The following is a 20,841-nucleotide window of genomic DNA, read 5'->3' as shown; positions in this document are numbered from 1 at the left end:
GCCATGCAAGACGAAGACCTCAAGCTCGATGATCAGGTTCTGCAGCCGGATGCGGTTGTGGATGCTATGCAAACGCAAGCGCCTATCGCTGATCTGCAAAGCATTTCAGATGAAAATATGTCTGAAATGATTCAGGAGCAAGCGCCAGAAGCTCCTGAAATAGAAGCGCCTGCCATCATCGCCAAGACGCTGGATGCCGAGCCGGTGCCCGATATCTCCACCTTGACGGCAGCCAGGGACGCGGCCGCCTTCGTGGCACAGATTTTTGCCGACCCCAGCATCTCCGATGCGGCCGATGCCGAAGTGACCAAGGTCGAGTCGCAGCCCGAAGCCGAGCTGGAAGCAGTGGTGGAGCTGCCACCTGTCCCCGTGCACTGGCCGCAAGGCGCGGCCCAGCACCTGCAGGGCCAGCGCGTGCTGATTCTGGGTCTGGGCATCTCGGGCATCGCCATGGCACGCTGGTGCGTGCGTGCCGGTGCCGAGGTCACGGTGGCCGACACGCGCGAAGCCCCGCCCTATCTGCCTGCGCTGCAGGCCGAACTGCCCGGCGTGCGCTTTGTTGCCGGCGCATTCACGGCTGCTCTGGTCGATGGCCAGAGCCTGAGTTCCGTCTATCGTTCGCCGGGCCTGAGCCCGGCCAGCGTTGCCCCGGTCTTCGATGCCGCGCGCAGCATCGGCCTGCCCACGGGCGGCGAACTGGATCTGTTTGCCTTTGCGCTCAAGGGCCTGCGCGAAGCCCATGGCTATGCGCCCAAGGTGCTGGGCATCACCGGCACCAACGGCAAGACCACGGTCACCTCGCTGACCGGTCAGCTGCTGGAGCATGGCGGATTGAGCGTGGGCGTGGCCGGCAATATCGGTCCTTCGCTGCTCGACACCCTGTCCGCTCGCATCGATGCCGAGACTCTGCCTCAGGCCTGGGTGCTGGAGCTGTCCAGCTTTCAGCTCGACGACTGCCGCGGATTCGAGCCCACGGCGGCCACGGTGCTCAATATCACCCAGGACCATCTGGACTGGCATGGTGGCATGCAGGCCTATGCCGATGCCAAGGCCCATGTCTTTGGCGAGCAGGCTCTGATGGTCCTCAACCGCGAAGACCCCGTCGTCATGGCCATGCTGCCGGCGCCCGTGGCGGTGCCCGGCAAGCGCGGCAAGACTTTCCAGCGTGCCCATGTCAGCTTTGGCGGCGACATGCCGCGCCGCCCCGGAGACTTCGGCCTGGAGGTGGTCAACGGCATGACCTGGCTGGTGCGCGCCCATGAGGCCGACGAAACCAGCAAGGGCAAGAACGCCGACGATCTGCACATCGTGCGCCTGATGCCCGCCGATGCGCTGCGCATCCGCGGCCGCCACAACGCCATCAATGCGCTGTCGGCCCTGGCGCTGGCGACCGGTGCAGGATGCACGCTGGCACCGTTGCTCTACGGCCTGCGCGAATACCGGGGCGAGCCGCACCGTGTGCAGCCCGTGGGCCGGGTGGGCGATGTCGAATACTTTGATGACAGCAAGGGCACGAATGTGGGCGCCACCGTGGCAGCCCTTATGGGCCTGGGGCCGGACCACCGCATCGTGGTGATTCTGGGTGGTCTGGGCAAGGGCCAGGACTTCACGCCGCTGGCCGCTCCCGTCTCGCGCTATGTGCGCGCGGCCGTGCTGATCGGCCAGGATGCGCCGCTGATTCGCGAGGCGCTTGGCGACACAGGCGTGACCCTGGTCGATGCCGCAAGCATGCAGGACGCCGTGCAGCAGGCCGCGCGTCTGGCCCATGCCAATGATGCGGTGCTGCTCTCGCCGGCCTGCGCGAGCATGGACATGTTCAAGGACTATGCGGACCGCGCCCACCAGTTTGTGGAAGCGGTGCGCGAGCTGGCGCTTGAAGCCGGCCAGCAACTGGAGGACGGCGCATGACAGCCGCCTTCCTGACCAGCCTCTCCGGCCGCATGCGCTCGTGGTTCCGCAGCGCAGAGGAAAGGCCCATCGACGTGCTGCCTGTGCGCGTAGGCGGGCCGCTGTACGACCGTCCCACCCGTACTCCGGCAAGCGTACTGGGGCTGGATCAGGCTCTGATCTGGGTCGTCATCGCCTTGCTGTCCTGGAGTCTGGTCATGGTGTATTCGGCATCGATTGCGATGCCGGACAACCCGCGCTTTGGCAAGATCGAGCCCTATCACTTTCTGCTGCGCCACACCATGTCGATAGGCATGGCCTTTGTGGCCGCGCTGCTGGCCTTCCAGGTGCCCATGAATGTCTGGGAGAAGGTGGCGCGCAAGCTGTTTCTGATCTCCATTGTGTTGCTGGTGGCGGTGCTGATCCCGCATGTGGGCACGGTGGTCAACGGCGCGCGGCGCTGGCTGTCGCTGGGCATCATGAACTTCCAGCCTTCCGAGCTGGCCAAGTTCTCCATCCTGATCTACGCGGCCGACTACATGGTGCGCAAGATGGAGGTCAAGGAGCGCTTCTTCCGCGCCGTGCTGCCCATGGGTCTGGCCGTGGTCGTGGTGGGCGTGCTGCTGCTGGCCGAGCCCGACATGGGGGCTTTCATGGTGATCGTCGTGATCTCCATGGGCATTCTGTTCCTGGGCGGCGTGAATGCGCGCATGTTCTTCATCATCGCACTGCTGGTGGTGCTGGCCTTCGGCATGATCATCGCCACCTCGGAGTGGCGCCGCGAACGTATTTTTGCCTACCTCGATCCCTGGGATGAGAAGCATGCGCTGGGCAAGGGCTACCAGCTCTCGCATGCGCTGATTGCCATCGGGCGGGGCGAGATCTTTGGCGTGGGCCTGGGCCGCAGCGTGGAAAAGCTGCACTGGCTGCCCGAAGCGCATACCGACTTCCTGCTGGCAGTGATCGGCGAAGAATTTGGTCTGGTCGGCCTGCTGCTGATTGCTGCCGTCTTCTTCTGGTTGACCCGCCGCATCATGCTGATCGGCCGTCAGGCCATCGCGCTGGACCGTGTCTTTGCCGGGCTGGTGGCCGAGGGCGTGGCGATCTGGATGGGCTTCCAGGCCTTTATCAACATGGGTGTGAATCTGGGCGCTCTGCCAACCAAAGGCCTGACTCTGCCGTTAATGAGTTTTGGCGGTTCGGCCATTTTGATGAATTTGATTGCGATAGCTGTGGTGCTCAGAGTCGATTACGAAAACAAGCTGCTGATGAAGGGAGGCCACGCATGAGCCTGCTCATCAAGCCAAGCAAGCCGCGCACGGCACTGGTGATGGCCGGTGGTACCGGCGGTCATATCTTCCCCGGTCTGGCCGTGGCACAGGAGTTGCGTGCGCGCGGCTGGAATGTGCACTGGCTGGGAGCGCCCGGCTCCATGGAGTCGCGCATCGTGCCGCCCCAGGGCTTTGCACTGGAGCTGATCGAATTTGGCGGCGTGCGCGGCAAGGGGCTCAAGACCCTGGTGCAACTGCCGTTCAGGCTGGCGAAGGCCTTCTCGCAGGCGCGTGCCGTGATGAAGCGCGTGCAGCCCGATGTGGTCATCGGCCTGGGCGGGTACCTCACCGTGCCCGGTGGCCTGATGGCTGCGGCTTCGGGCGTGCCCGTGGTGCTGCACGAGCAGAACTCCGTGGCCGGCATGGCCAACAAGGTCGTGGCCAAGGTGGCCAAGCGAGTGTTCACGGCTTTCCCCAAGGTATTTGCCAAGGGCGAATGGGTGGGCAATCCGCTGCGTCAGGCTTTCCTGGAGCAGGCCGAGCCCGCCCTGCGCTTTGCCGGCCGCAGCGGCCCGCTCAAGCTGCTGGTGGTGGGCGGCAGCCTGGGAGCCAGGGCGCTCAATGAGATCGTGCCCCAGGCTCTGGCCCTGATGCCTGCCGATCAGCGCCCCGTGGTGCTGCACCAGAGCGGTACGGCCCAGATCGATGCGTTGCGTGCCAACTATCAGGCTGCAGGCGTACAGGCCGAGCTGACTCCCTTCATCGATGACACGGCCAAGGCTTTTGCGGATGCCGATCTCGTCGTCTGCCGTGCCGGTGCCAGCACCGTGACCGAGATCGCCGCTGTAGGGGCGGCAGCGGTCTATGTGCCCTTCCCTGCTGCGGTGGATGACCACCAGACCAGCAATGCGCGCTTCCTGGTGGATGCCGGTGGCGGTTGGTTACAGCCGCAAAGTACTTTGAGCGCCCAAGGGTTGGCGGAAATGCTACAAAATATGCAGCGTGCGACGCTGTTGGAGCGCGCTGAACTCGCGAAGAAAATGCAAAAGACTGATGCCACCGCGAAGGTGGTCGCCGCTTGTGAGGAGTTGGCAGCATGAAACACGCCATTCATCACATTCACTTTGTCGGTATTGGCGGCGCCGGCATGAGCGGTATTGCAGAGGTTCTGCACAACCTGGGTTACGCCATTTCAGGCTCGGATCTGGCCGACAGCGCCACGCTGCGCCGCCTGGCGGGCCTGGGCATCAAGACCTTTGTCGGTCACGCGGCCGAGAACGTTGTTGGCAGCGATGCCGTGGTGACCTCCACGGCCGTGCAGGGCGACAACCCCGAGGTCCTGGCTGCGCGCGAGAAAAAGATTCCTGTGGTTCCCCGTGCGCTGATGCTCGCCGAGCTGATGCGTTTCAAGCAGGGCATCGCCATTGCCGGGGCGCATGGCAAGACCACCACCACCAGCCTGGTGACCAGTGTGCTGGCCGAAGCCGGCCTGGACCCGACCTTCGTGATCGGCGGCAAGCTCAACAGCGCCGGCGCGAATGCCAAGCTGGGTCAGGGCGACTACATCGTGGTCGAGGCCGACGAGTCCGATGCCTCCTTCCTGAACCTGCTGCCTGTGATGGCCGTCGTTACCAATATCGACGCCGATCACATGGAAACCTACGGCCATGACTTCGGCCGCCTCAAGCAGGCCTTTGTCGATTTCCTGCATCGCATGCCGTTTTACGGGCGCGCCATCCTCTGCGTCGACAGCCCTGCCGTGCGCGAGATCCTGCCCAAGCTGGCGCGTCCGGTCACGACCTACGGCTTTGCCGAAGATGCCCAGGTGCGCGCCGTGAACGTGCGTGCCGAAGCCGGTCGCATGCGCTTTACCGTGCGCCGCCAGAACGGCCAGAGCTACCCCGATCTGGAGGTTGTGCTGAGCTTGCCCGGCGAGCACAACGTGCTCAACGCCCTGTCTGCCGTGGCGGTGGCCATGGAGCTCGAGATTTCCGACGAGGCGCTGCTGCGCGCCTTGGAAGGCTTCAAGGGCGTGGGACGGCGCTTCCAGCGCTATGGCGAACTGCCGGCTGCCAATGGCGGCACGTTCACCGTCATCGACGACTACGGTCATCACCCCGTGGAAATGGCAGCCACGCTGGCTGCGGCACGCGGTGCCTTCCCGGGGCAGCGCCTGGTGCTGGCCTTCCAGCCACACCGCTACAGCCGCACACGCGACTGTTTCGAGGACTTTGTGAAGGTCATCGGCAGCGCCGACTCGGTGCTGCTGGCCGAGGTCTATGCCGCGGGCGAGGCACCCATCGTGGCTGCCGACGGTCGATCCCTGGCTCGCGCCTTGCGTGTGGCCGGCAAGGTCGAGCCTGTATTTGTGGAAAACATTGCCGATATGCCGGCAGCCATCGCTGCCAATGCGCAAGCGGGCGATGTATTGCTGTGCATGGGGGCCGGATCGATTGGCGCCGTGCCTGGGAAATTGGTTGAAATGCTTCAGAAACAAGAGCTGGCCGCGCCCGCAGGGAGCGCGCAATGAGCATGTTTGGTACAAATATCGACGTGAAGGCACTGGGCAAGGTCGCCGTGCTCATGGGCGGTCGCTCGTCCGAGCGCGAGGTCTCGCTGATGTCCGGCGCTGGCGTGCTGGCCGCACTGCAGTCCAAGGGTGTCGATGCCCACAAGTTCGACCCTGCCGAACAGGGGCTGGAACAGCTCAAGGTGCAAGGCTTTGACCGCTGCTTCATCGCGCTGCACGGCCGCTACGGTGAGGACGGCACGGTGCAGGGTGCACTGGAGTTGCTGGACATCCCCTATACGGGTTCGGGGGTGATGGCTTCCAGCATCGCCATGGACAAGATCATGACCAAGCGCATCTGGCGCTTTGAAGGCCTGCCCACGCCGGACTGGCGCATGGTCGCCTCGGCCGCTGAAACCCGCGCCGCACTGGAAGCCCTGGGCGCTCCCATGATCGTCAAGCCCGCACGCGACGGCTCCAGCATCGGCCTGACCAAGGTGATGAATGCCGACGAATGCGCCAAGGCCTACGAGCTGGCGGCCCAGTACGACGCAGAAGTGCTGTGCGAGCAGTTCATTGCCGGTGACGAGACCACCTGCCCCGTGCTGGGCACGGGTGCCCAGGCCGGTGCGCTGCCGGTGATCCGAATCGTTGCGCCCGAAGGCAACTACGACTACCAGAACAAGTACTTCACAGATACCACGCAGTACCACTGCCCTAGCGGCCTGCCGGCTGTCGAGGAGGCCGAGATCCAGCGCATTGTGGAAAAAGCCTTCCGCACGCTGGGCTGCCGTGGCTGGGCGCGTGCCGACATCATGATTCGCGCCAGCGACCGCAAGCCTTTCTTGCTGGAGATCAATACCTCGCCAGGCATGACGGGGCATTCTCTCGTCCCCATGGCTGCGCGCGCTTCCGGCGTGAGCTACGAAAACCTGTGCCTTGGCATCCTGGCCATGAGCACGCTGGATGGAGAAGCGGAGCAGCCATGAACCGCAACCAGCCCACAGCCGTCGTCCCGTTCGACGTCAAGCTCATGAACATCACTGCCACGGTGATGTTCATGGGCTGCTTGACGGCGTGCGTGATGGCCGTGGGGTGGTGGTTGATGCGAACTCCGGCCTTCAATATCGGTCGCATCGTGGTGGAAGGCGAGCTGGTGCATAACAACGCCGTGACGCTGCGCGCCAATGTGGCGCCAGTACTCAAAGGCAACTTCTTCACGGTGGACCTGAAGGCGGCCCAGCATGCATTCGAGCAAGTGCCCTGGGTGCAGGAGGCGCAGGTGCGCCGCGAATATCCGAACGGCTTGCGCGTTGCGCTCAAGGAGCATGTGGCCGAGGCCTTCTGGGGGGCTGAGACCGGTACCGGTCTGGTCAACAAGGCCGGCGAAGTGTTTGAAGCCAATCTGGGCGAACTGGATCGCGAAGGTCTGCCGCGTCTGCAAGGCCCCGAGGGCTCGGCACCGCGTGTTCTGCAGATGTATCGAGCGCTGGAGCCGGCCTTGAAGCCGCTCGATGTGGCGCTGGACAGCCTGACTCTGGATGCGCGTGGCAGTTGGACGCTGGTGCTGGATAACGATGCGCTGCTGGAACTGGGCGGTGGCACGACCGAAGACATATTGCAGCGCGTGCAGCGCTTTGTGCGCACGCTGCCTCAGATCACCTCTCAATACAAGCGCTCGGCTGCGGCACTGGAGTCTGCAGACCTGCGTTACGAAGACGGCTATGCCTTGCGACTCAAGGGCGTGACCACTGGAACCTCCGCGCCGGCAGCTGCTGCCAGGGCCAGACGATGAGCAGGAGCAGGGGAGCAGACATGCAAGGCGCACACAAAGACAAGACAGAACCTACCGGGGGCGGAAGCTGATATGGCAAGAGAATACAAGGATGTGATTGTTGGGCTGGATATCGGCACGGCCAAGGTCATGGCGGTGGTGGCCGAGGTCATGTCCAATGGCGAGCTCAAGCTGGCGGGCCTGGGCGTAGCCCCCAGCAACGGCTTGAAGCGCGGCGTGGTCGTGAATATCGATGCGACCGTGCAAAGCATCCAGCAGGCGCTCAAAGAGGCCGAGCTGATGGCGGATTGCAAGATCCAGCGAGTGTGTACCGGCATTACGGGCAGTCATATCCGCGGTCTGAATTCCAGCGGCATGGTGGCCATCAAGGACAAGGAAGTCTCGTCCACCGATATGGCTCGCGTGATGGAAACCGCCAAGGCCATCAATATCTCGTCCGACCAGCGCCTGCTGCTGGTCGAGGCGCAGGAGTTCGTCATTGACGGCCACGAGGTGCGCGAGCCCATCGGCATGAGCGGCATTCGCCTTGAGGCCAAGATCCATATCGTGACCGGCGCCCAGAGCGCGGCCGAGAACATCATCAAATGCGTGCGCCGCTGCGGCCTGGAAGTCGAGCAGTTGCTGCTCAACCCGCTGGCGTCGGCCCAGGCCGTGCTGACCGATGACGAGCGCGAGCTGGGCGTGGCAGTGGTGGACATCGGTGCGGGAGCGACCGATGTGGCCATCTTCACCGGCGGTGCGATTCGCCACACGGCCGTGATCCCGATTGCCGGTGACCTGATCACCAGCGACATCGCCATGGCCCTGCGTACTCCCACCAAGGATGCCGAGGACATCAAGGTCGAGAGCGGCTATGCCAAGCAGTTGCTGGCCGATCCCGATGCCCAGGTCGAGGTGCCGGGCCTGGGCGACCGCAGCCCGCGCATGATCAGCAAGCAGGCCCTGGCCGGCGTGATCGAGCCCCGCGTGGAGGAGATCTTCTCGCTGGTGCAGCAGGTCATCCGCGAATCGGGCTACGAAGAAGTGCTGTCCTCGGGCATCGTGCTTACGGGCGGCAGCGCCGTCATGCCCGGGATGATCGAGCTTGGCGAAGACATCTTCCTCAAGCCCGTGCGTCGCGGGCTTCCCAAATATTCCGGTGCGCTGGCCGACATGGTCGCCCAGCCCCGTGCCGCCACGGTGATGGGCCTGCTCGATGAAGCACGTCTGGCACGTCTGCGTGGCTACAAGGTGGCCCAGAAGAGCGGTTCCATGAAGACCGCTTTTGGCCGGTTCAAAGACTTCATCGTGGGGAACTTCTGATATGAGCACTTATCGCATGTTCATCACCGGACCACCACAGATGGATTTTTCGCGGTATCGACGACGAAGACCGCGAAGACCTCAAGAGTTCGAAATTTCTTTTCCACAGCAGCGACAAACCACCACTAGAGAACAGGAGCACCACCATGCCTATCGACATGATTGAAACCGAAGAATTCAACCAAGGCACGCAGATCAAGGTGATCGGCGTCGGCGGCGGCGGCGGCAACGCCGTCGACCACATGATTGAACGCAGCGTTCAGGGCGTCGAATTCATTACGGCCAATACCGATGCTCAAGCTCTGTTGCGCAGCCGCGCTCACCGCACCATCCATCTGGGTGGCAGCGGCCTGGGTGCCGGCAGCAAGCCCGACAAGGGCCGCGATGCTGCGGAAGCTGCTGTGGAAGATATTCGCGCTGCCATCGAAGGCGCGCACATGCTCTTCATTACGGCAGGCATGGGTGGTGGTACGGGTACCGGTGCATCGCCTGTGATCGCACGAGTGGCCAAGGAAATGGGCATTCTGACGGTGGGTGTGGTGACCAAGCCTTTCGAGTGGGAAGGCGGTCGCCGCATGCAGAACGCTGACGCCGGCCTGGCCGAGCTGGAGGCGAATGTGGACTCGCTGATCGTTGTGCTCAACGAAAAGCTGCTCGATGTGCTGGGCGACGATATCTCCCAGGACGAGGCTTTTGCCCATGCCAACGACGTTCTGAAGAACGCCGTGGGCGGCATTGCCGAAATCATCAACGAGTACGGCCATGTGAACGTCGACTTCGAAGACGTGCGCACCGTGATGGGCGAGCCCGGCAAGGCCATGATGGGCACGGCCAAGGCCGCCGGTCCCGATCGTGCCCGTATCGCTGCCGAGCAGGCCGTGGCCTGCCCGCTGCTGGAAGGCATCGATCTGTCCGGCGCCAAGGGCGTGCTGGTGCTGGTGACTGCAGCCAAGGGTAGCCTCAAGCTGTCCGAGTCGCGTCTGGCCATGTCCACCATCAATGCCTATGCGTCTCCCGATGCGCATGTGATCTACGGCGCTGCCTACGATGACTCGCTGGGCGACGAAATCCGCGTGACCGTGGTGGCCACCGGCCTGTCGCGTCCCAATGTGCGTCGCCAGAACATCCAGGTGGTGCAGGGCGGTCTGCGTACCGGTACCGACAACGTGGCAGTGGGTCTGCCTCCCCTGGGCGGCATGGACTACGGCACGGCCAACACCAATGTGCCCAGCGTCTGGCGCACCAACCGCACCCAGGCTTCGGAGCGCGTGAGCGCGCTGGCGTCTGGCGGCATGGACGATGTGGAGATCCCGGCGTTTCTGCGCAAGCAGGCTGATTAAGCCCCCCTGAGCGGCTTTGCCGCTTCCCCCTCTCTGGCGCTTTGCGCCGGAGGGGGACGACACCCTCGGTGCGGGGCAGCCCTTCCTCGGTGTCTCTGCCTCCGAGTGCGCCAGCGCTTGAGAGTCAGCCGCAAAGGCCTTTGGTTTGTTAAGGACTGATGTCCTATCAGTTCGCTGTATCGCAGCGATTAAGACAACCCTGGGTCGGCGTAAGCCGGCTCGGGGTTGTCCCATTTAAAATACCAGCATGCTTCAGCAACGTACCATCAAGACCATTTCCCGTGCCGTAGGCGTGGGCCTGCACAGCGGCCAGCGTGTCGAGTTGACGCTGCGCCCTGCCCAGCCTGATACCGGCATCGTGTTCCGTCGCGTGGACTTGCCTGAGCCTGTGGATATCCCCATTTCCGCCGAGGCAGTGACCGATACGCGCATGGCTTCCACCATCGGCAGTGGCGGAGCCAAGGTGCATACGGTAGAGCACCTGATGTCGGCCATCGCCGGTCTGGGAATCGACAACCTCTACGTGGACATCACTGCCGAAGAAGTGCCGATTCTCGATGGCTCTTCGTCCTCGTTCGTTTTTCTGCTGCAAAGCGCCGGAATCGAGTTGCAGAAAGCGCCCAAGCGCTTCATCCGCATCAAGAGCCCGATCGAGGTGCGCGAGGGCGAAGGCCAGAACCTCAAGTGGGCGCGCTTCGATCCCTACCATGGCTTCAAGCTGCGCTTCGAGATCGACTTCGCTCACCCAGCCGTGGACTCCACGGGGCAGTGCGTGGAGTTCGACATGGGTCTGGACAACTACACACGCGACATCGCCCGCGCCCGCACCTTCGGCTTCACCAAGGATGTGGAAATGCTGCGCAACAATGGCCTGGCACTGGGCGGCGGGCTGGACAACGCCATCGTCATGGATGACTACAAGGTCCTGAACAGCGACGGCCTGCGCTATGACGACGAGTTTGCCAAGCACAAGATCCTTGACGCGATCGGCGACCTGTACCTGATCGGCAAGCCCATTCTCGGTGCCTACAGCGCCTTTCGCTCGGGTCACGGCCTCAACAACAAGCTGCTGCGCGCAATGACCGAGCAGCCCGAGACTTGGGAGCTCGTGACCTTCGAGAGCGAGCGCCAGGCTCCTCAGGGCTTTGCCATGCCCGCTCAGGCCTGGTGAGCGAGACCTCCATGTTGATCTTTCGCTGGCTGGCCACCTTGCTGATTCTGGCGTCGGCATTGAGCTTTGCCTTCTATCTGGGAACCGGCAAGGCGCACTACAAGCGCCTGGGCTTTTTGCTGTTCAAGTGGACGGTGATTGCCGGTCTGGCCTTTTTTGCCGTGATGTTTGTCGGACGCATCATCTGAGAACTAATGAATATTGATAGCGGCTTGCCAAATCCGGCTTGGCGTTTCATAGGTTTCTGTTCTGTAAACAGCGCGCAAAAAGTGGTAAATCGGCAGTTGCTCACTTCTTGCGGCGCCGAAATTGGGTAAAGATGGATCTGCTGCGGCTGCCATGACCGGCCGCACACCTTGTTGACCGAAACAATTCGACAAAGGAGTACCCATGTCCCGTTTGACTACCCGCATTCTTTCTGCCTCCATTGCCGCCTGCCTGGGTCTGGGCAGTCTGGCCGTTCAGGCTCAGCCCGGCCCGCCACCCGGCCGCGGCAATGGACATGGAGCGCAGGACATGCGCCATGGCGGTCGCCATGATGATCGTGGTCGGCATGAGCAGCGCCATGACAGGCGCGACGACCGACGTGCCGATCATCACGACAATGGTCGCCGTGGCGGTGGTCCCGACCATAACTGGTACAAGGGCAGTCGCGTACCGCCGCAATACCGCAGCCAGCACTATGTGGTGAATGACTGGCGCGGCCACCATCTGTCGGCGCCGCCGCGTGGCTATCACTGGATTCAGAACGGCGGCGACTATCTGCTGGTTGCCATTGCCACAGGCGTGATCGCCTCCATGGTGCTGAGCAATTACTAAACCGTGAAACCTCTCGAAAAGCCGTGGCCTGCCGCGGCTTTTTTGTATGTAAAGGAGTCCTGTAAAGCAGGCTCAGTTTGGGTCATGCAATTGACCATCCCCAGAATCTGGCCGAACATTCTGCGGACGCACTGCAATGCAGATCGGGAGCGGATCACGGAGGGTTGGCCTTATATGCGAAGAGTCGATGTACCGACCAGGGATGGGCATTCCATCGTGCTGACACGCATCGGCCCCGCGCGGGGGGCGGTGGTGGTCGTGACGCACGGCACGTTTTCCAGCGCATCCTCATGCCAGAGGCTGGGTCGATTCCTCGCTGCGCAGGGTTTTGGCGTCTGGCTTTTCGATTGGCGAGGACATGGGCTGAATCAGTCAGTCAGCCACGATTACGACCTGGAAACTGTGGCCGAGCATGACGTTGACAGCGCTCTTCAAGAGATTCTCCGCCAGGAGCAAGGTCGCTCCATGGTATTCATCGGGCATAGTGGTGGGGGCATTGCAGCGGCCATCTGGGCAGCGCGCCAGCCCGAGCGTGCGCAGGCGCATCTGGCCGGTCTCGTGTTGCTGGCCGCTCAGACGACCCATGCAGCTGCAACCTTTTCAGCGCGGATCGCAATCCACGGGTACAGGGCCTGGATAGACCGTAGGCAATGGTTGATAGCAAGCTCAATGGTGGGCCCCGAGAGGGAAAGCGCTCGCCTGATGCGGCAGTGGTGCCATTGGAACCTGCGCCGCAGCTTTGTCGGGAAGGACGGCATGGATTATCCGAGCAGCCTGGCCCAGGTTCGGATTCCCGTTCTGGCACTGGCAGGATCTGCGGACCGTGTGATCGCTCCCTGGCGGGGCTGCGAAGCCCTTGCCAGGGCCTTCGCAGGGCCTGATGTGGAGTTTCTGCTATGCGGCAAGGCCGCAGGCTTTGCGGAGGACTACAGCCACAGTCGGTTGCTGATGTCCGGCAATGCGCAATCCGATGTGTTTCCCAGGATCGCGCAGTGGATCAGGCTCAGGTCCGCACTGGATCAATAGACCCGTCCGCCCCGGTACATGGCATGTTGCTTGCGGCGCAGATCGGTGGACTTGGCCATCAGCCCCATGGCGGCAGCCGCATGGGCATGGGTGATCGCCAGCCCCAGCGCGTCGGCGGCATCGGTGCCAGGCAGGCCGGGCAGTTGCAGCAGCCGTTTGACCATTTCCTGGATCTGACTCTTGGCTGCGCGACCATGGCCGACCACGGCTTTTTTCATCTGCAGGGCGGTGTATTCGGAAACCGCGAGATTGGCGTTGACCAGGGCCGTCAGCGCCGCACCACGGGCCTGGCCCAGCAGCAGCGTGGACTGGGGGTTGACGTTGACGAAGACGATTTCCACGGCAGCCACCTCGGGCTGATAGCGTGAGGCGACTTCGGAGATGCCGTCGAACAGCACCTTGAGACGGCCCGGCAGGTCGCCGAGTTCCATCTTGTTGGTGCGTATGGTGCCGCTGGCCACATAGGACAGGCGCTGGCCTTCCATGTCGATGACGCCAAAGCCCGTGGTCTGCAGGCCAGGGTCGATTCCTAGAATTCGCATGGCTGTCGATTATCCACGTACAAAACCTTCACGCTCCATGCGGGTGACAGCAAGCAAGAGCCGCCTCGCGGCGATGCTGCCGTCCTCCTCGGGGAAGGCGCGGGGCCGCCCAGGCGAAGCGCCTCAGGGGGGCGTCACCATCGGTATATAGCGCGCAATCGTGCGACTGCGCTGCGCCAGATAGCGCGATTGCGGCATTTTCTCGAAGCGCTTGGGTGCCGGAAGCATGGCGGCAAGTCGTGCTGCCTCAGCCGCATTGAGCTGGGCGGCACTCTTGCGGAAGTAATGTTGGGCGGCGGCCTCGGCGCCGAACACGCCCTGGCCCCATTCCACATTGTTGAGATAGATCTCCAGAATGCGCTGCTTGCTCAGCATCAGCTCCAGCAATTGCGCCAGCACCAGCTCCTGGCCCTTGCGCAGAAAATTGCGTTCGCCCGACAGCAGCAGGTTCTTGGCCAGCTGCTGGGTGATGGTGGAGCCGCCATAGACCTTGGCGGGCTTGCTGTTGCTTCCTGCTTTTTCGGCCTGCATGGCCCTGGCCTCGGCTTTTGCGTTGCGCTGCCAGGCCCTCTGAACGGCATTCCATTCCACGCCGTGATGGTCCATAAAGCCGGCATCTTCGGAGGCAATCACCGCGCGCTTGAGGTTGCTGGAGATCTGGCCGTAGTCCACCCATTGCTGGCGCCAGCGCAGGCCCTCGCTGCTGTGGGCAAGCTGCCAGGCTTCGGAGCGCTGATAGCTGGTGGACTCTGGATCCAGCCATGCCATGACTGCGATGCGTGCTACAAAAAACAATTGCAGCAGCAGGGTGGCGCAAAGCACCAGCAACAGCAGTCGGCCAAGAGCTTTCATGGTGGGGCGAGGTTTTAGTGAGCGGCTTCGGCGTGCAGCAGAGCGCGCAGTTCGGCCAAGACTTGTGCAGAGGGCGGACGCACGCCGCGCCATAGTGCAAAGGACTCGGCAGCCTGCTCCACCAGCATGCCCAGACCATCACGCGCCAGCGCGCCGTGGCTGCTGGCCCAATTCAGAAAATTCTGGGCGGCGGGGCCGTACATCATGTCGTAGGCCAGACTGCGTGCGTGCAGCACGCTGGCGGGCGCGGGCACCTCAGCCCCAGCCAGGCTGCTGGCTGTGGCATTGATGATGATGTCGAAATTTTGGGTCAGATCAGTCTCAAGCACTTGCCTTTCAAGTGCTACCAGCTCTACGTTATGTAGTGTGGCAATGGCCGCATGCTGCTGGACCAGCGTTTGAGCCCTGGCATGAGTGCGGTTGACCACGACTAGGCGGCGGGGCTTTTGCTCCAGCAAAGAGCCCAGGGCTCCAGCAGCGGCGCCGCCCGCGCCAAGCAGCAGCACATCACGCCCGGCGATGGGCACACCGGCATTGCGGGTGATGTCGGCCACGATGCCCAGGCCATCGGTGTTGTCGGCATGAATGCCGTTGGCACCGAATACCAGCGTATTGGCAGCACCAGCCAGCCGCACGCGCTCGCTGGTGCTGGTGGCCAGCTCGGCCGCCTGCAGCTTGAAGGGAACGGTCACATTGCAGCCCTTGCCGCCGCGCGCGGCAAAGTCGCGCACAAAGTCGGCAAAGCCATCCAGCGGCACCAGGGCGCGGTCATAGCTGACGGGCTGGCCGGTCAGCTCGGCGAAGCGGGCATGAATCCAGGGAGAGCGGCTATGGGCAACGGGGTTGCCCATGACGCAGTAGGCATCAAGCGTATTTGTCATAAAAAGGCTGAAGGAAATCGCTGAGCAGAGTTGGGTGCGCGTTGGGGCAGTGGCCGGAGAGATCGGCGCAGCCTAAGCCAAGGCAGCCGCACAAGGGCCGTCCCGCCGCGCTGGCTGCGTTCCCCGCCTGCAAGCGAAGCGATGCGAGAGCGGGGGAAGACGCCGAAGGCGGCACAGGGGGTCACCTTATGTCTGTTTCCAGTGTCTGCTCGCGTGTGAACCTGAAGCGCGAGACGACGGCGATCTGATCGGCCTTGGTGCGCATGGCAGGGCCGAAGTGGCCGTAAGGGGCTGCGGCGCGGGCAATGGCCTCGGCACGGGTATCGAGCATGCGGTTGCCCGAGCCCTGCACAACCTCGGTGGAAAGCACGCGGCCGTCATGATTCACGGTCAGGATCATGACCAGCTCGCCATACAGCTTCTTGCCCTTGTTCTCGGGGAAGTTTTCCGTGCCCTTGTCTTCCACCTTGCGGCGCAGCGCATCGTAGTAGACGGCGTACACGGCCTCCTTGGTGGCGGGGCTGATATAGCGCTTCTTGGGGCGGGCGTTTTCCGCGTTGATACGCTTTTCAATCTCCGCCAGCAGCTTGATGAGCTGCAAGCGCTTTTCTTCCTGTGCCTCCAGGGCCTTGTTGTCGGCGCTCAGCCGCGGGTCTATGGGGGGCAGCGCGGCCACTTGCTGGCGCAGCTGGGTCAGCAACTGGTTCTGCTGCTCCTGCATGGCATCGAGCTGGCGCTGTTTTTCCTCGAAATCGTCGCCCACTGTCGTCAGGGCCGAGTAGGGCATGGGACTGGTGGAACGGCCCTGGTCGGCATCGCCGCCGCCGGCCAGCGAGGTCTGGGCAATGGCCTGGGCCTTGTCCGGCGTCTCGTTGGCGCGGGCATTGACCAGAATCACTTCCAGAGGCGTGTCCTGAAACACGCGCTCAAAGCGTTCCGGGTCCACGAAACGAATGGTCAGCAACACGGCATGGACGGCGATGGACACGCCCAGCGCCAGCTGCAGCGTACTCAGTCGTCGAAGAGAGGTGGGCAGTTTCACGGCAGCGTCAGGGCGATGAGATGTGGAGATCAGGACTTGGGCTGGTCTGCAGCGGGATCGGCGTCGTTCATGTCCACCGCAATGGAGATGGGGCCGGCCACGGCGTCGTCATCGTCCTCGCCGCTGTCCTCGCCTTCGCTTTCGGCCTCGGCTCCTGCATCCAGGCGCTCGATCAGCGTGCCCGAGATGTCCAGCGAGATCTCGTCGATCTCGCCGAGCTTGACGCGCACATGGGCGCCGCGCGGCAGGTTCTGCGCACCCAGCACGGGCAGCACCAGAGGCAGATTGTCGGCGCGCACCAGGAAGGAGCCGTTGGGGCCTTCCTTGAACACGCTGGCCGTCAGTTCGCTGATGCCGTTCTGCTCCAGATACTTGAGCGTCCAGAAACGCTCCATGCCGGCCTGATAGCCGTTGTAGGCGCTGTAGGCGCCGTCAAAGCTGCTGATGATGCCGAACAGCTCGGCGTCCTTGGGCTTGAAGGGCGCTGCCAGGGCAGCCGTCTTGCCATGGCGGGCGCAGGCAATGATCTGCCACTGATTGACAAGGTCCACATAGCGTCGCAGCGGGGAGGTGGCCCAGGAGTAGGCTTTCACACCGATGCCGGCATGGGGCAAGGCCTTGGTGCTCATGCGTACCTTGACGCCGGGTGCCAGGCTGGCCTGGCTGCGGTAGATGCCGGGCACACCGTGCTCGGCCAGCATCAGTCCCCAGGTGCTGTTGGCCACGATGGCGGCCTCGGCCACGATCAGGTCCAGCGGCGCGCCGCGCTTGCGCACGGTGATCTGCACCTGCTCGCTGCCATTGGGCTCGGCGCCGTCGTTGCCGACGAGACGGAAGTTGTAGTCCGGGCGGTTGAAGTTCTCGGGCTTGCCGCGCACCACTTCGCGATTGGCCTTGAGGAACTTGGACCAGCGCTGTAAAAAGGTGAGTTCCTTGCGCTTGCCCAGCAATGAATCAGGCGTGTTTTCAACCTCGATCGAGGAGTCAGTCAGCCATTCCTCGGTGACGATGTGATCGAGCTTGTCGTAGCGGAAGTTGACTTCCACGGGCACGCGCTCGAGACGGGTTTCGCTGGAGATGGTCTCCAGCGTCTCCTCGTTGATCTGCACATACAGCGAGACCGCGGGGTTGGAGCGGCCCTCGTCCAGCGTGTAGATATGCACCACGTCGTCGGGCAGCATGGTGATCTTGTAGCCGGGCATGTAGACGGTGGACAGGCGGGCGCGGCCCAGCTTGTCCAGCTCGCCGCCGGGCGTGATGGCCAGACCGGGGGCGGCAATGTGGATGCCCACGGTGACGGTGCCCGTGCCCAGGCCCGTGACGGACAGCGCATCGTCGATTTCGGTGGTGGCCGAGTCGTCGATGGAAAAAGCCTTTACATCGGCCACGGGCAGATCGGCCGGCGGCTGAGGGGCCTGCACGGCGGGGAAGCCCGTGCCCTTGGGGAAGTTGTCGAACAGGAAGCGCTTCCAGTGGAACTGGTAGGAAGAGTCGATGGCGCCGGCGCGGTGCAGCAGCTCCAGCGGGGCCAGCTTGGTGGTGCGGCTGGCATCGACCACGGCTTTGTATTCGGCAGCGTTCTTGTCGGGCTTGAACAGAATCTTGTAGAGCTGTTCGCGGATTGCCTGCGGGCATTCGCCGCGGCCCAGTTCCTCGGCCCAGGCGTCGATCTGTGCCTGAATCTGCTTTTTCTTCTCGATGGCGGCAAGGGCTTGCTGCAGGATTTCTGCAGGAGCCTTCTTGAAGCGGCCCTTGCCCGCACGACGGAAATAGTGCGGTGCGTCGTACAGGCAGAACAGCGCACCGGCCTGCTGGGCCAGCGTCGCGGATTCGGAAAAATAGTCACGCGCCAGGTCGGCAAAGCCGAACTCTTCCTCGGGCGCAAATTCCCAGGCCAGATCAAGATCGATCTCGGCGGCCTGGGCCTGGCCCTGAGCGACCAACTCGGCAGGTGCCGGCTTCTCGAACTTGAGCAGGATATTGGCGGCCTTGACCTTGACCCGCTTGCCCGAGTCCAGCTCGACTTGGGCAGAGGATTCGGCTTCGGAGAGGATGCGCCCGGCCAGAAATTTGCCGGCTTCTTCAAACAGTGCGTGCATAACCGCGCATTTTCCCACGAGCCGAACATTCGGCGCTCAGAAGTGATTCAGTTCATGCTTGAGGTCGGTCAATATATCAGACGTGGCCCCCGCGCGGTCAGGGCCGTGAACAGGGGGCACGTTGCTGCAATACAGCCGTTTCCTGGGGTGGCGCCTGGAGTCGCCAAGGGCATCAGGCCAAGGCCAGAAATTCGTCGATCCGGTCCAGATACTCGGCAAAGTTGCTCAGGGCGTGGTCGCCGCCTTCTTGCACCAATTGAAGTGCGTGAGGGTAGCGCTCGCTCATCTCGTTCCAGTCCAGCACCTCGTCGCCCTGGGCGATCAACACCATCTCGGGTGCTGCCGGCGTCATGGTGCGGGTGTCGAGCTGGCGCAATTCCTCAATGTATTCGGGGCGAAAGAAGAAGGTTTCCTCGGGGTCATGCCAGCTGGACTGCTCGCCAATGTATTTTTCCAGGTCGCGGGCCGGGTTGACGGCGGGGTTGATCATCACGCTCTTGCAGCGCGCCAGCTGGGCCACCCAGCTGGCGTAATAGCCGCCCAGCGACGAGCCCATGACGGCCATGTTCTGGCGTGGCCAGTTGGCGATGCCCTCGGCGATCACGGCTGCCGCTTCGCGCGGCGAGGGCGGCAGCTGCGGGCACCACCAGCGTACCTTGGAATGCCTGGCACCCACATAGTCCGCCATGATGCGCGCCTTGTTGGACTGGGGGGAGGAGCGAAAGCCATGCAGATACAGCAGGTGGGTGGTCGTCATAGCGGCAATCTCCTCTGGTAAAAAACACTTCTGTCTCTGTCATTGTGGACTGTCTGCCCCAAGACTATCAGGGGAGAAGGCCTATGGCGGGGGGGAATGAGCGTGGGCCGACTTGAGCCGTCAGCAAAGCTCAACCCTGCAAGCTGCACGGCAGTCGGCTCCCACGATAATTGCGGCCCATGTCCGCCATCGAATTCGATAAGCCCTCGCTGCTGCAACGCATTGTTCCGCTGTTTCGCGGCTTTGATTTTCTGCTGCTTCTCTTTATCGCCATGTTGGCGGGCGCGGGGCTGCTGGCCATGTACTCGGCGGGTTTCGATCACGGCACGCGCTTTGTGGACCACGGCCGCAATATGCTGATTGCGGCGGGTCTGCTGTTCGTGCTGGCCCAGATATCCCCCCAGCAATTGATGAAGGTGGCCGTGCCGCTCTACACCCTGGGCGTGGTGTTGCTGGTGGCAGTGGCGCTGTTCGGCATCACCAAGAAGGGGGCCACGCGCTGGGTGAATGTGGGAGTGGTGATTCAGCCCTCCGAGCTTTTGAAGATCGCCACGCCGCTGATGCTGGCCTGGTGGTTCCAGCGCCGCGAGGGCAATCTGCGCGCCTCGGACTTTGTCATCGCCTTTGTGCTGCTGATGGTGCCTGTGGGCCTGATCATGAAGCAGCCCGATCTGGGCACCTCGCTGCTGGTGATGGCTGCCGGCCTGTCCGTGATCTTTTTTGCCGGCCTGCCCTGGAAACTCATCGTGCCGCCCGTGCTGCTGGCCCTGGTCGGCATTTTCCTCATCGTCTGGTTTGAACCCCAGCTCTGCGCCGATGGCGTGAGCTGGTATTTTCTGCATGACTATCAGCGTACACGCGTCTGTACCTTGCTGGACCCCACGCGCGACCCGCTGGGCAAGGGCTTTCACATCATTCAGGGCATGATTGCCATCGGTTCGGGCGGTGTCTGGGGCAAGGGTTTCATGGCTGGCACGCAGACCCACCTGGAATTCATTCCAGAGCGCACCACCGACTTCATCTTTGCCGCCTATTCCGAAGAATTCGGCCTCATAGGCAATCTCTTCATCATCGTCGGCTTTCTGCTGCTGGTCTGGCGCGGGCTGGCCATTTCCATGAATGCCAACTCGCTGTTCGGCCGGCTGATGGCAGCTGCCGTGGCCATGATCTTCTTCACCTATGCGTTCGTGAACATGGGCATGGTCAGCGGCATTTTGCCGGTGGTGGGCGTGCCCCTGCCTTTCATCAGCTATGGCGGCACGGCCATGGTCACGCTGGGCTTGGCGCTGGGCGTGCTGATGTCGGTGTCGCGGGCGCAGCGGCAACTACCCGGCGGTGATGGGCATATTCCCCATGCGTGAAGACCCGTGATCGGGATTGGATGCTCTTGAAAGGAGAGCTCCCATCCTATGTTTTGCAAGCCTTGAGTAATGGTTTTATGTGAAATTGCGTGCTGGGGCGGCGGGCTTAGATCGTTGAAAAATGTCAGTAGTTCCGTCCAAGGTCTTGCTTCGACTGTAAACAGCGTTTACAAACGGTTCTGGGGGG

General features: G+C 62.8%; 20 protein-coding genes. 13 read left to right on the top strand and 7 right to left on the bottom strand.

What is annotated here, in order from left to right; translation table 11 throughout:
• Positions 1-3: 3 nt before the first annotated feature.
• The 10 genes from murD (at position 4) to Cth01_RS23945 (ending at position 11,463) form a co-directional block, all read left to right on the top strand.
• Positions 4-1,908: a UDP-N-acetylmuramoyl-L-alanine--D-glutamate ligase gene (gene murD, locus Cth01_RS05395; RefSeq protein ID WP_045838691.1), complete on the top strand. Its 1,905-nt coding sequence runs from the start codon at positions 4-6 to the stop codon at positions 1,906-1,908.
• A complete protein-coding gene (gene ftsW, locus Cth01_RS05390; RefSeq protein WP_012839829.1) occupies positions 1,905-3,176 on the top strand; it encodes a putative lipid II flippase FtsW in 1,272 nt (423 codons plus the stop codon). The genes murD and ftsW overlap by 4 nt, the downstream gene beginning before the upstream one ends.
• Positions 3,173-4,258 (top strand): undecaprenyldiphospho-muramoylpentapeptide beta-N-acetylglucosaminyltransferase, encoded by a 1,086-nt coding sequence (gene murG / locus Cth01_RS05385; protein WP_045838690.1) that lies wholly within the window; start codon positions 3,173-3,175, stop codon positions 4,256-4,258. The genes ftsW and murG overlap by 4 nt, the downstream gene beginning before the upstream one ends.
• A complete protein-coding gene (gene murC, locus Cth01_RS05380) occupies positions 4,255-5,688 on the top strand; it encodes a UDP-N-acetylmuramate--L-alanine ligase (RefSeq protein ID WP_003081129.1) in 1,434 nt (477 codons plus the stop codon). Before murG ends, murC begins: the two co-directional genes overlap by 4 nt.
• Positions 5,685-6,656 (top strand): D-alanine--D-alanine ligase, encoded by a 972-nt coding sequence (locus Cth01_RS05375; protein WP_034377102.1) that lies wholly within the window; start codon positions 5,685-5,687, stop codon positions 6,654-6,656. Before murC ends, Cth01_RS05375 begins: the two co-directional genes overlap by 4 nt.
• Positions 6,653-7,462 (top strand): cell division protein FtsQ/DivIB, encoded by an 810-nt coding sequence (locus tag Cth01_RS05370; RefSeq protein ID WP_034354328.1) that lies wholly within the window; start codon positions 6,653-6,655, stop codon positions 7,460-7,462. The genes Cth01_RS05375 and Cth01_RS05370 overlap by 4 nt, the downstream gene beginning before the upstream one ends.
• A gap of 72 nt (positions 7,463-7,534) precedes the next feature.
• The gene (gene ftsA / locus Cth01_RS05365) at positions 7,535-8,764 is read left to right on the top strand and encodes a cell division protein FtsA (protein ID WP_003051293.1); all 1,230 of its coding nucleotides are present in this window, start codon (positions 7,535-7,537) and stop codon (positions 8,762-8,764) included.
• A 146-nt stretch (positions 8,765-8,910) separates the two neighbouring features.
• Positions 8,911-10,104 carry a cell division protein FtsZ gene (ftsZ, locus tag Cth01_RS05360; protein WP_003068965.1) on the top strand — a complete coding sequence of 398 codons (1,194 nt, stop codon included), beginning with the start codon at positions 8,911-8,913 and terminating at the stop codon, positions 10,102-10,104.
• 247 nt (positions 10,105-10,351) lie between these two features.
• On the top strand, positions 10,352-11,275 hold the full coding sequence (lpxC, locus tag Cth01_RS05355; RefSeq protein ID WP_034354325.1) for a UDP-3-O-acyl-N-acetylglucosamine deacetylase: 924 nt from the start codon (positions 10,352-10,354) through the stop codon (positions 11,273-11,275).
• 11 nt (positions 11,276-11,286) lie between these two features.
• Entirely contained in the window at positions 11,287-11,463 is a 177-nt protein-coding gene (locus Cth01_RS23945) for a hypothetical protein (protein ID WP_003068960.1), read from the top strand.
• A gap of 3 nt (positions 11,464-11,466) precedes the next feature.
• Here the strand turns inward: Cth01_RS23945 and Cth01_RS05350 are convergent, their stop codons facing one another.
• Entirely contained in the window at positions 11,467-11,667 is a 201-nt protein-coding gene (locus Cth01_RS05350; RefSeq protein ID WP_131324648.1) for a hypothetical protein, read from the bottom strand.
• Here Cth01_RS05350 and Cth01_RS05345 point away from each other — a divergent pair.
• Together Cth01_RS05345 and Cth01_RS05340 are read left to right on the top strand one after the other, a co-directional pair.
• On the top strand, positions 11,666-12,094 hold the full coding sequence (locus Cth01_RS05345; protein ID WP_034354321.1) for an RcnB family protein: 429 nt from the start codon (positions 11,666-11,668) through the stop codon (positions 12,092-12,094). The two genes, Cth01_RS05350 and Cth01_RS05345, sit on opposite strands and share 2 nt — an antisense overlap.
• Before the next feature lie 84 nt (positions 12,095-12,178).
• Positions 12,179-13,120, top strand: a complete 942-nt coding sequence (locus Cth01_RS05340; protein WP_233425109.1) for an alpha/beta fold hydrolase — start codon at positions 12,179-12,181, stop codon at positions 13,118-13,120.
• Here the strand turns inward: Cth01_RS05340 and ruvC are convergent.
• The 6 genes from ruvC to Cth01_RS05310 form a co-directional block, all read right to left on the bottom strand.
• Complete coding sequence (ruvC, locus tag Cth01_RS05335) at positions 13,114-13,662, bottom strand: crossover junction endodeoxyribonuclease RuvC (RefSeq protein WP_003068955.1); 549 nt, start codon at positions 13,660-13,662, stop codon at positions 13,114-13,116. The genes Cth01_RS05340 and ruvC overlap by 7 nt on opposite strands.
• A 123-nt stretch (positions 13,663-13,785) precedes the next feature.
• On the bottom strand, positions 13,786-14,514 hold the full coding sequence (gene mtgA, locus Cth01_RS05330; RefSeq protein ID WP_034377100.1) for a monofunctional biosynthetic peptidoglycan transglycosylase: 729 nt from the start codon (positions 14,512-14,514) through the stop codon (positions 13,786-13,788).
• Positions 14,515-14,528: 14 nt separating this feature from the next.
• Positions 14,529-15,395, bottom strand: a complete 867-nt coding sequence (aroE, locus tag Cth01_RS05325) for a shikimate dehydrogenase (protein WP_034354311.1) — start codon at positions 15,393-15,395, stop codon at positions 14,529-14,531.
• 181 nt (positions 15,396-15,576) lie between these two features.
• Positions 15,577-16,437 (bottom strand): energy transducer TonB, encoded by an 861-nt coding sequence (locus Cth01_RS05320; protein WP_034377099.1) that lies wholly within the window; start codon positions 16,435-16,437, stop codon positions 15,577-15,579.
• Positions 16,438-16,466: 29 nt separating this feature from the next.
• Entirely contained in the window at positions 16,467-18,536 is a 2,070-nt protein-coding gene (locus Cth01_RS05315; RefSeq protein WP_034377098.1) for a ribonuclease catalytic domain-containing protein, read from the bottom strand.
• 172 nt (positions 18,537-18,708) lie between these two features.
• Positions 18,709-19,293, bottom strand: coding sequence for a YqiA/YcfP family alpha/beta fold hydrolase (locus tag Cth01_RS05310; RefSeq protein WP_003068947.1), 585 nt, complete (start codon positions 19,291-19,293; stop codon positions 18,709-18,711).
• Positions 19,294-19,472: 179 nt separating this feature from the next.
• Between Cth01_RS05310 and rodA the strand changes: the two genes are divergently transcribed.
• Complete coding sequence (gene rodA, locus Cth01_RS05305) at positions 19,473-20,654, top strand: rod shape-determining protein RodA (protein WP_003068946.1); 1,182 nt, start codon at positions 19,473-19,475, stop codon at positions 20,652-20,654.
• The last annotated feature ends 187 nt before the right edge of the window (positions 20,655-20,841 follow it).

The sequence above is a fragment of the Comamonas thiooxydans genome (assembly GCF_000964545.1).
Taxonomy (GTDB): domain Bacteria; phylum Pseudomonadota; class Gammaproteobacteria; order Burkholderiales; family Burkholderiaceae_C; genus Comamonas; species Comamonas thiooxydans.
The sequence above is the reverse complement of the archived record's forward strand: the minus strand, read 5'-3'. Positions and strand labels throughout refer to the sequence as shown.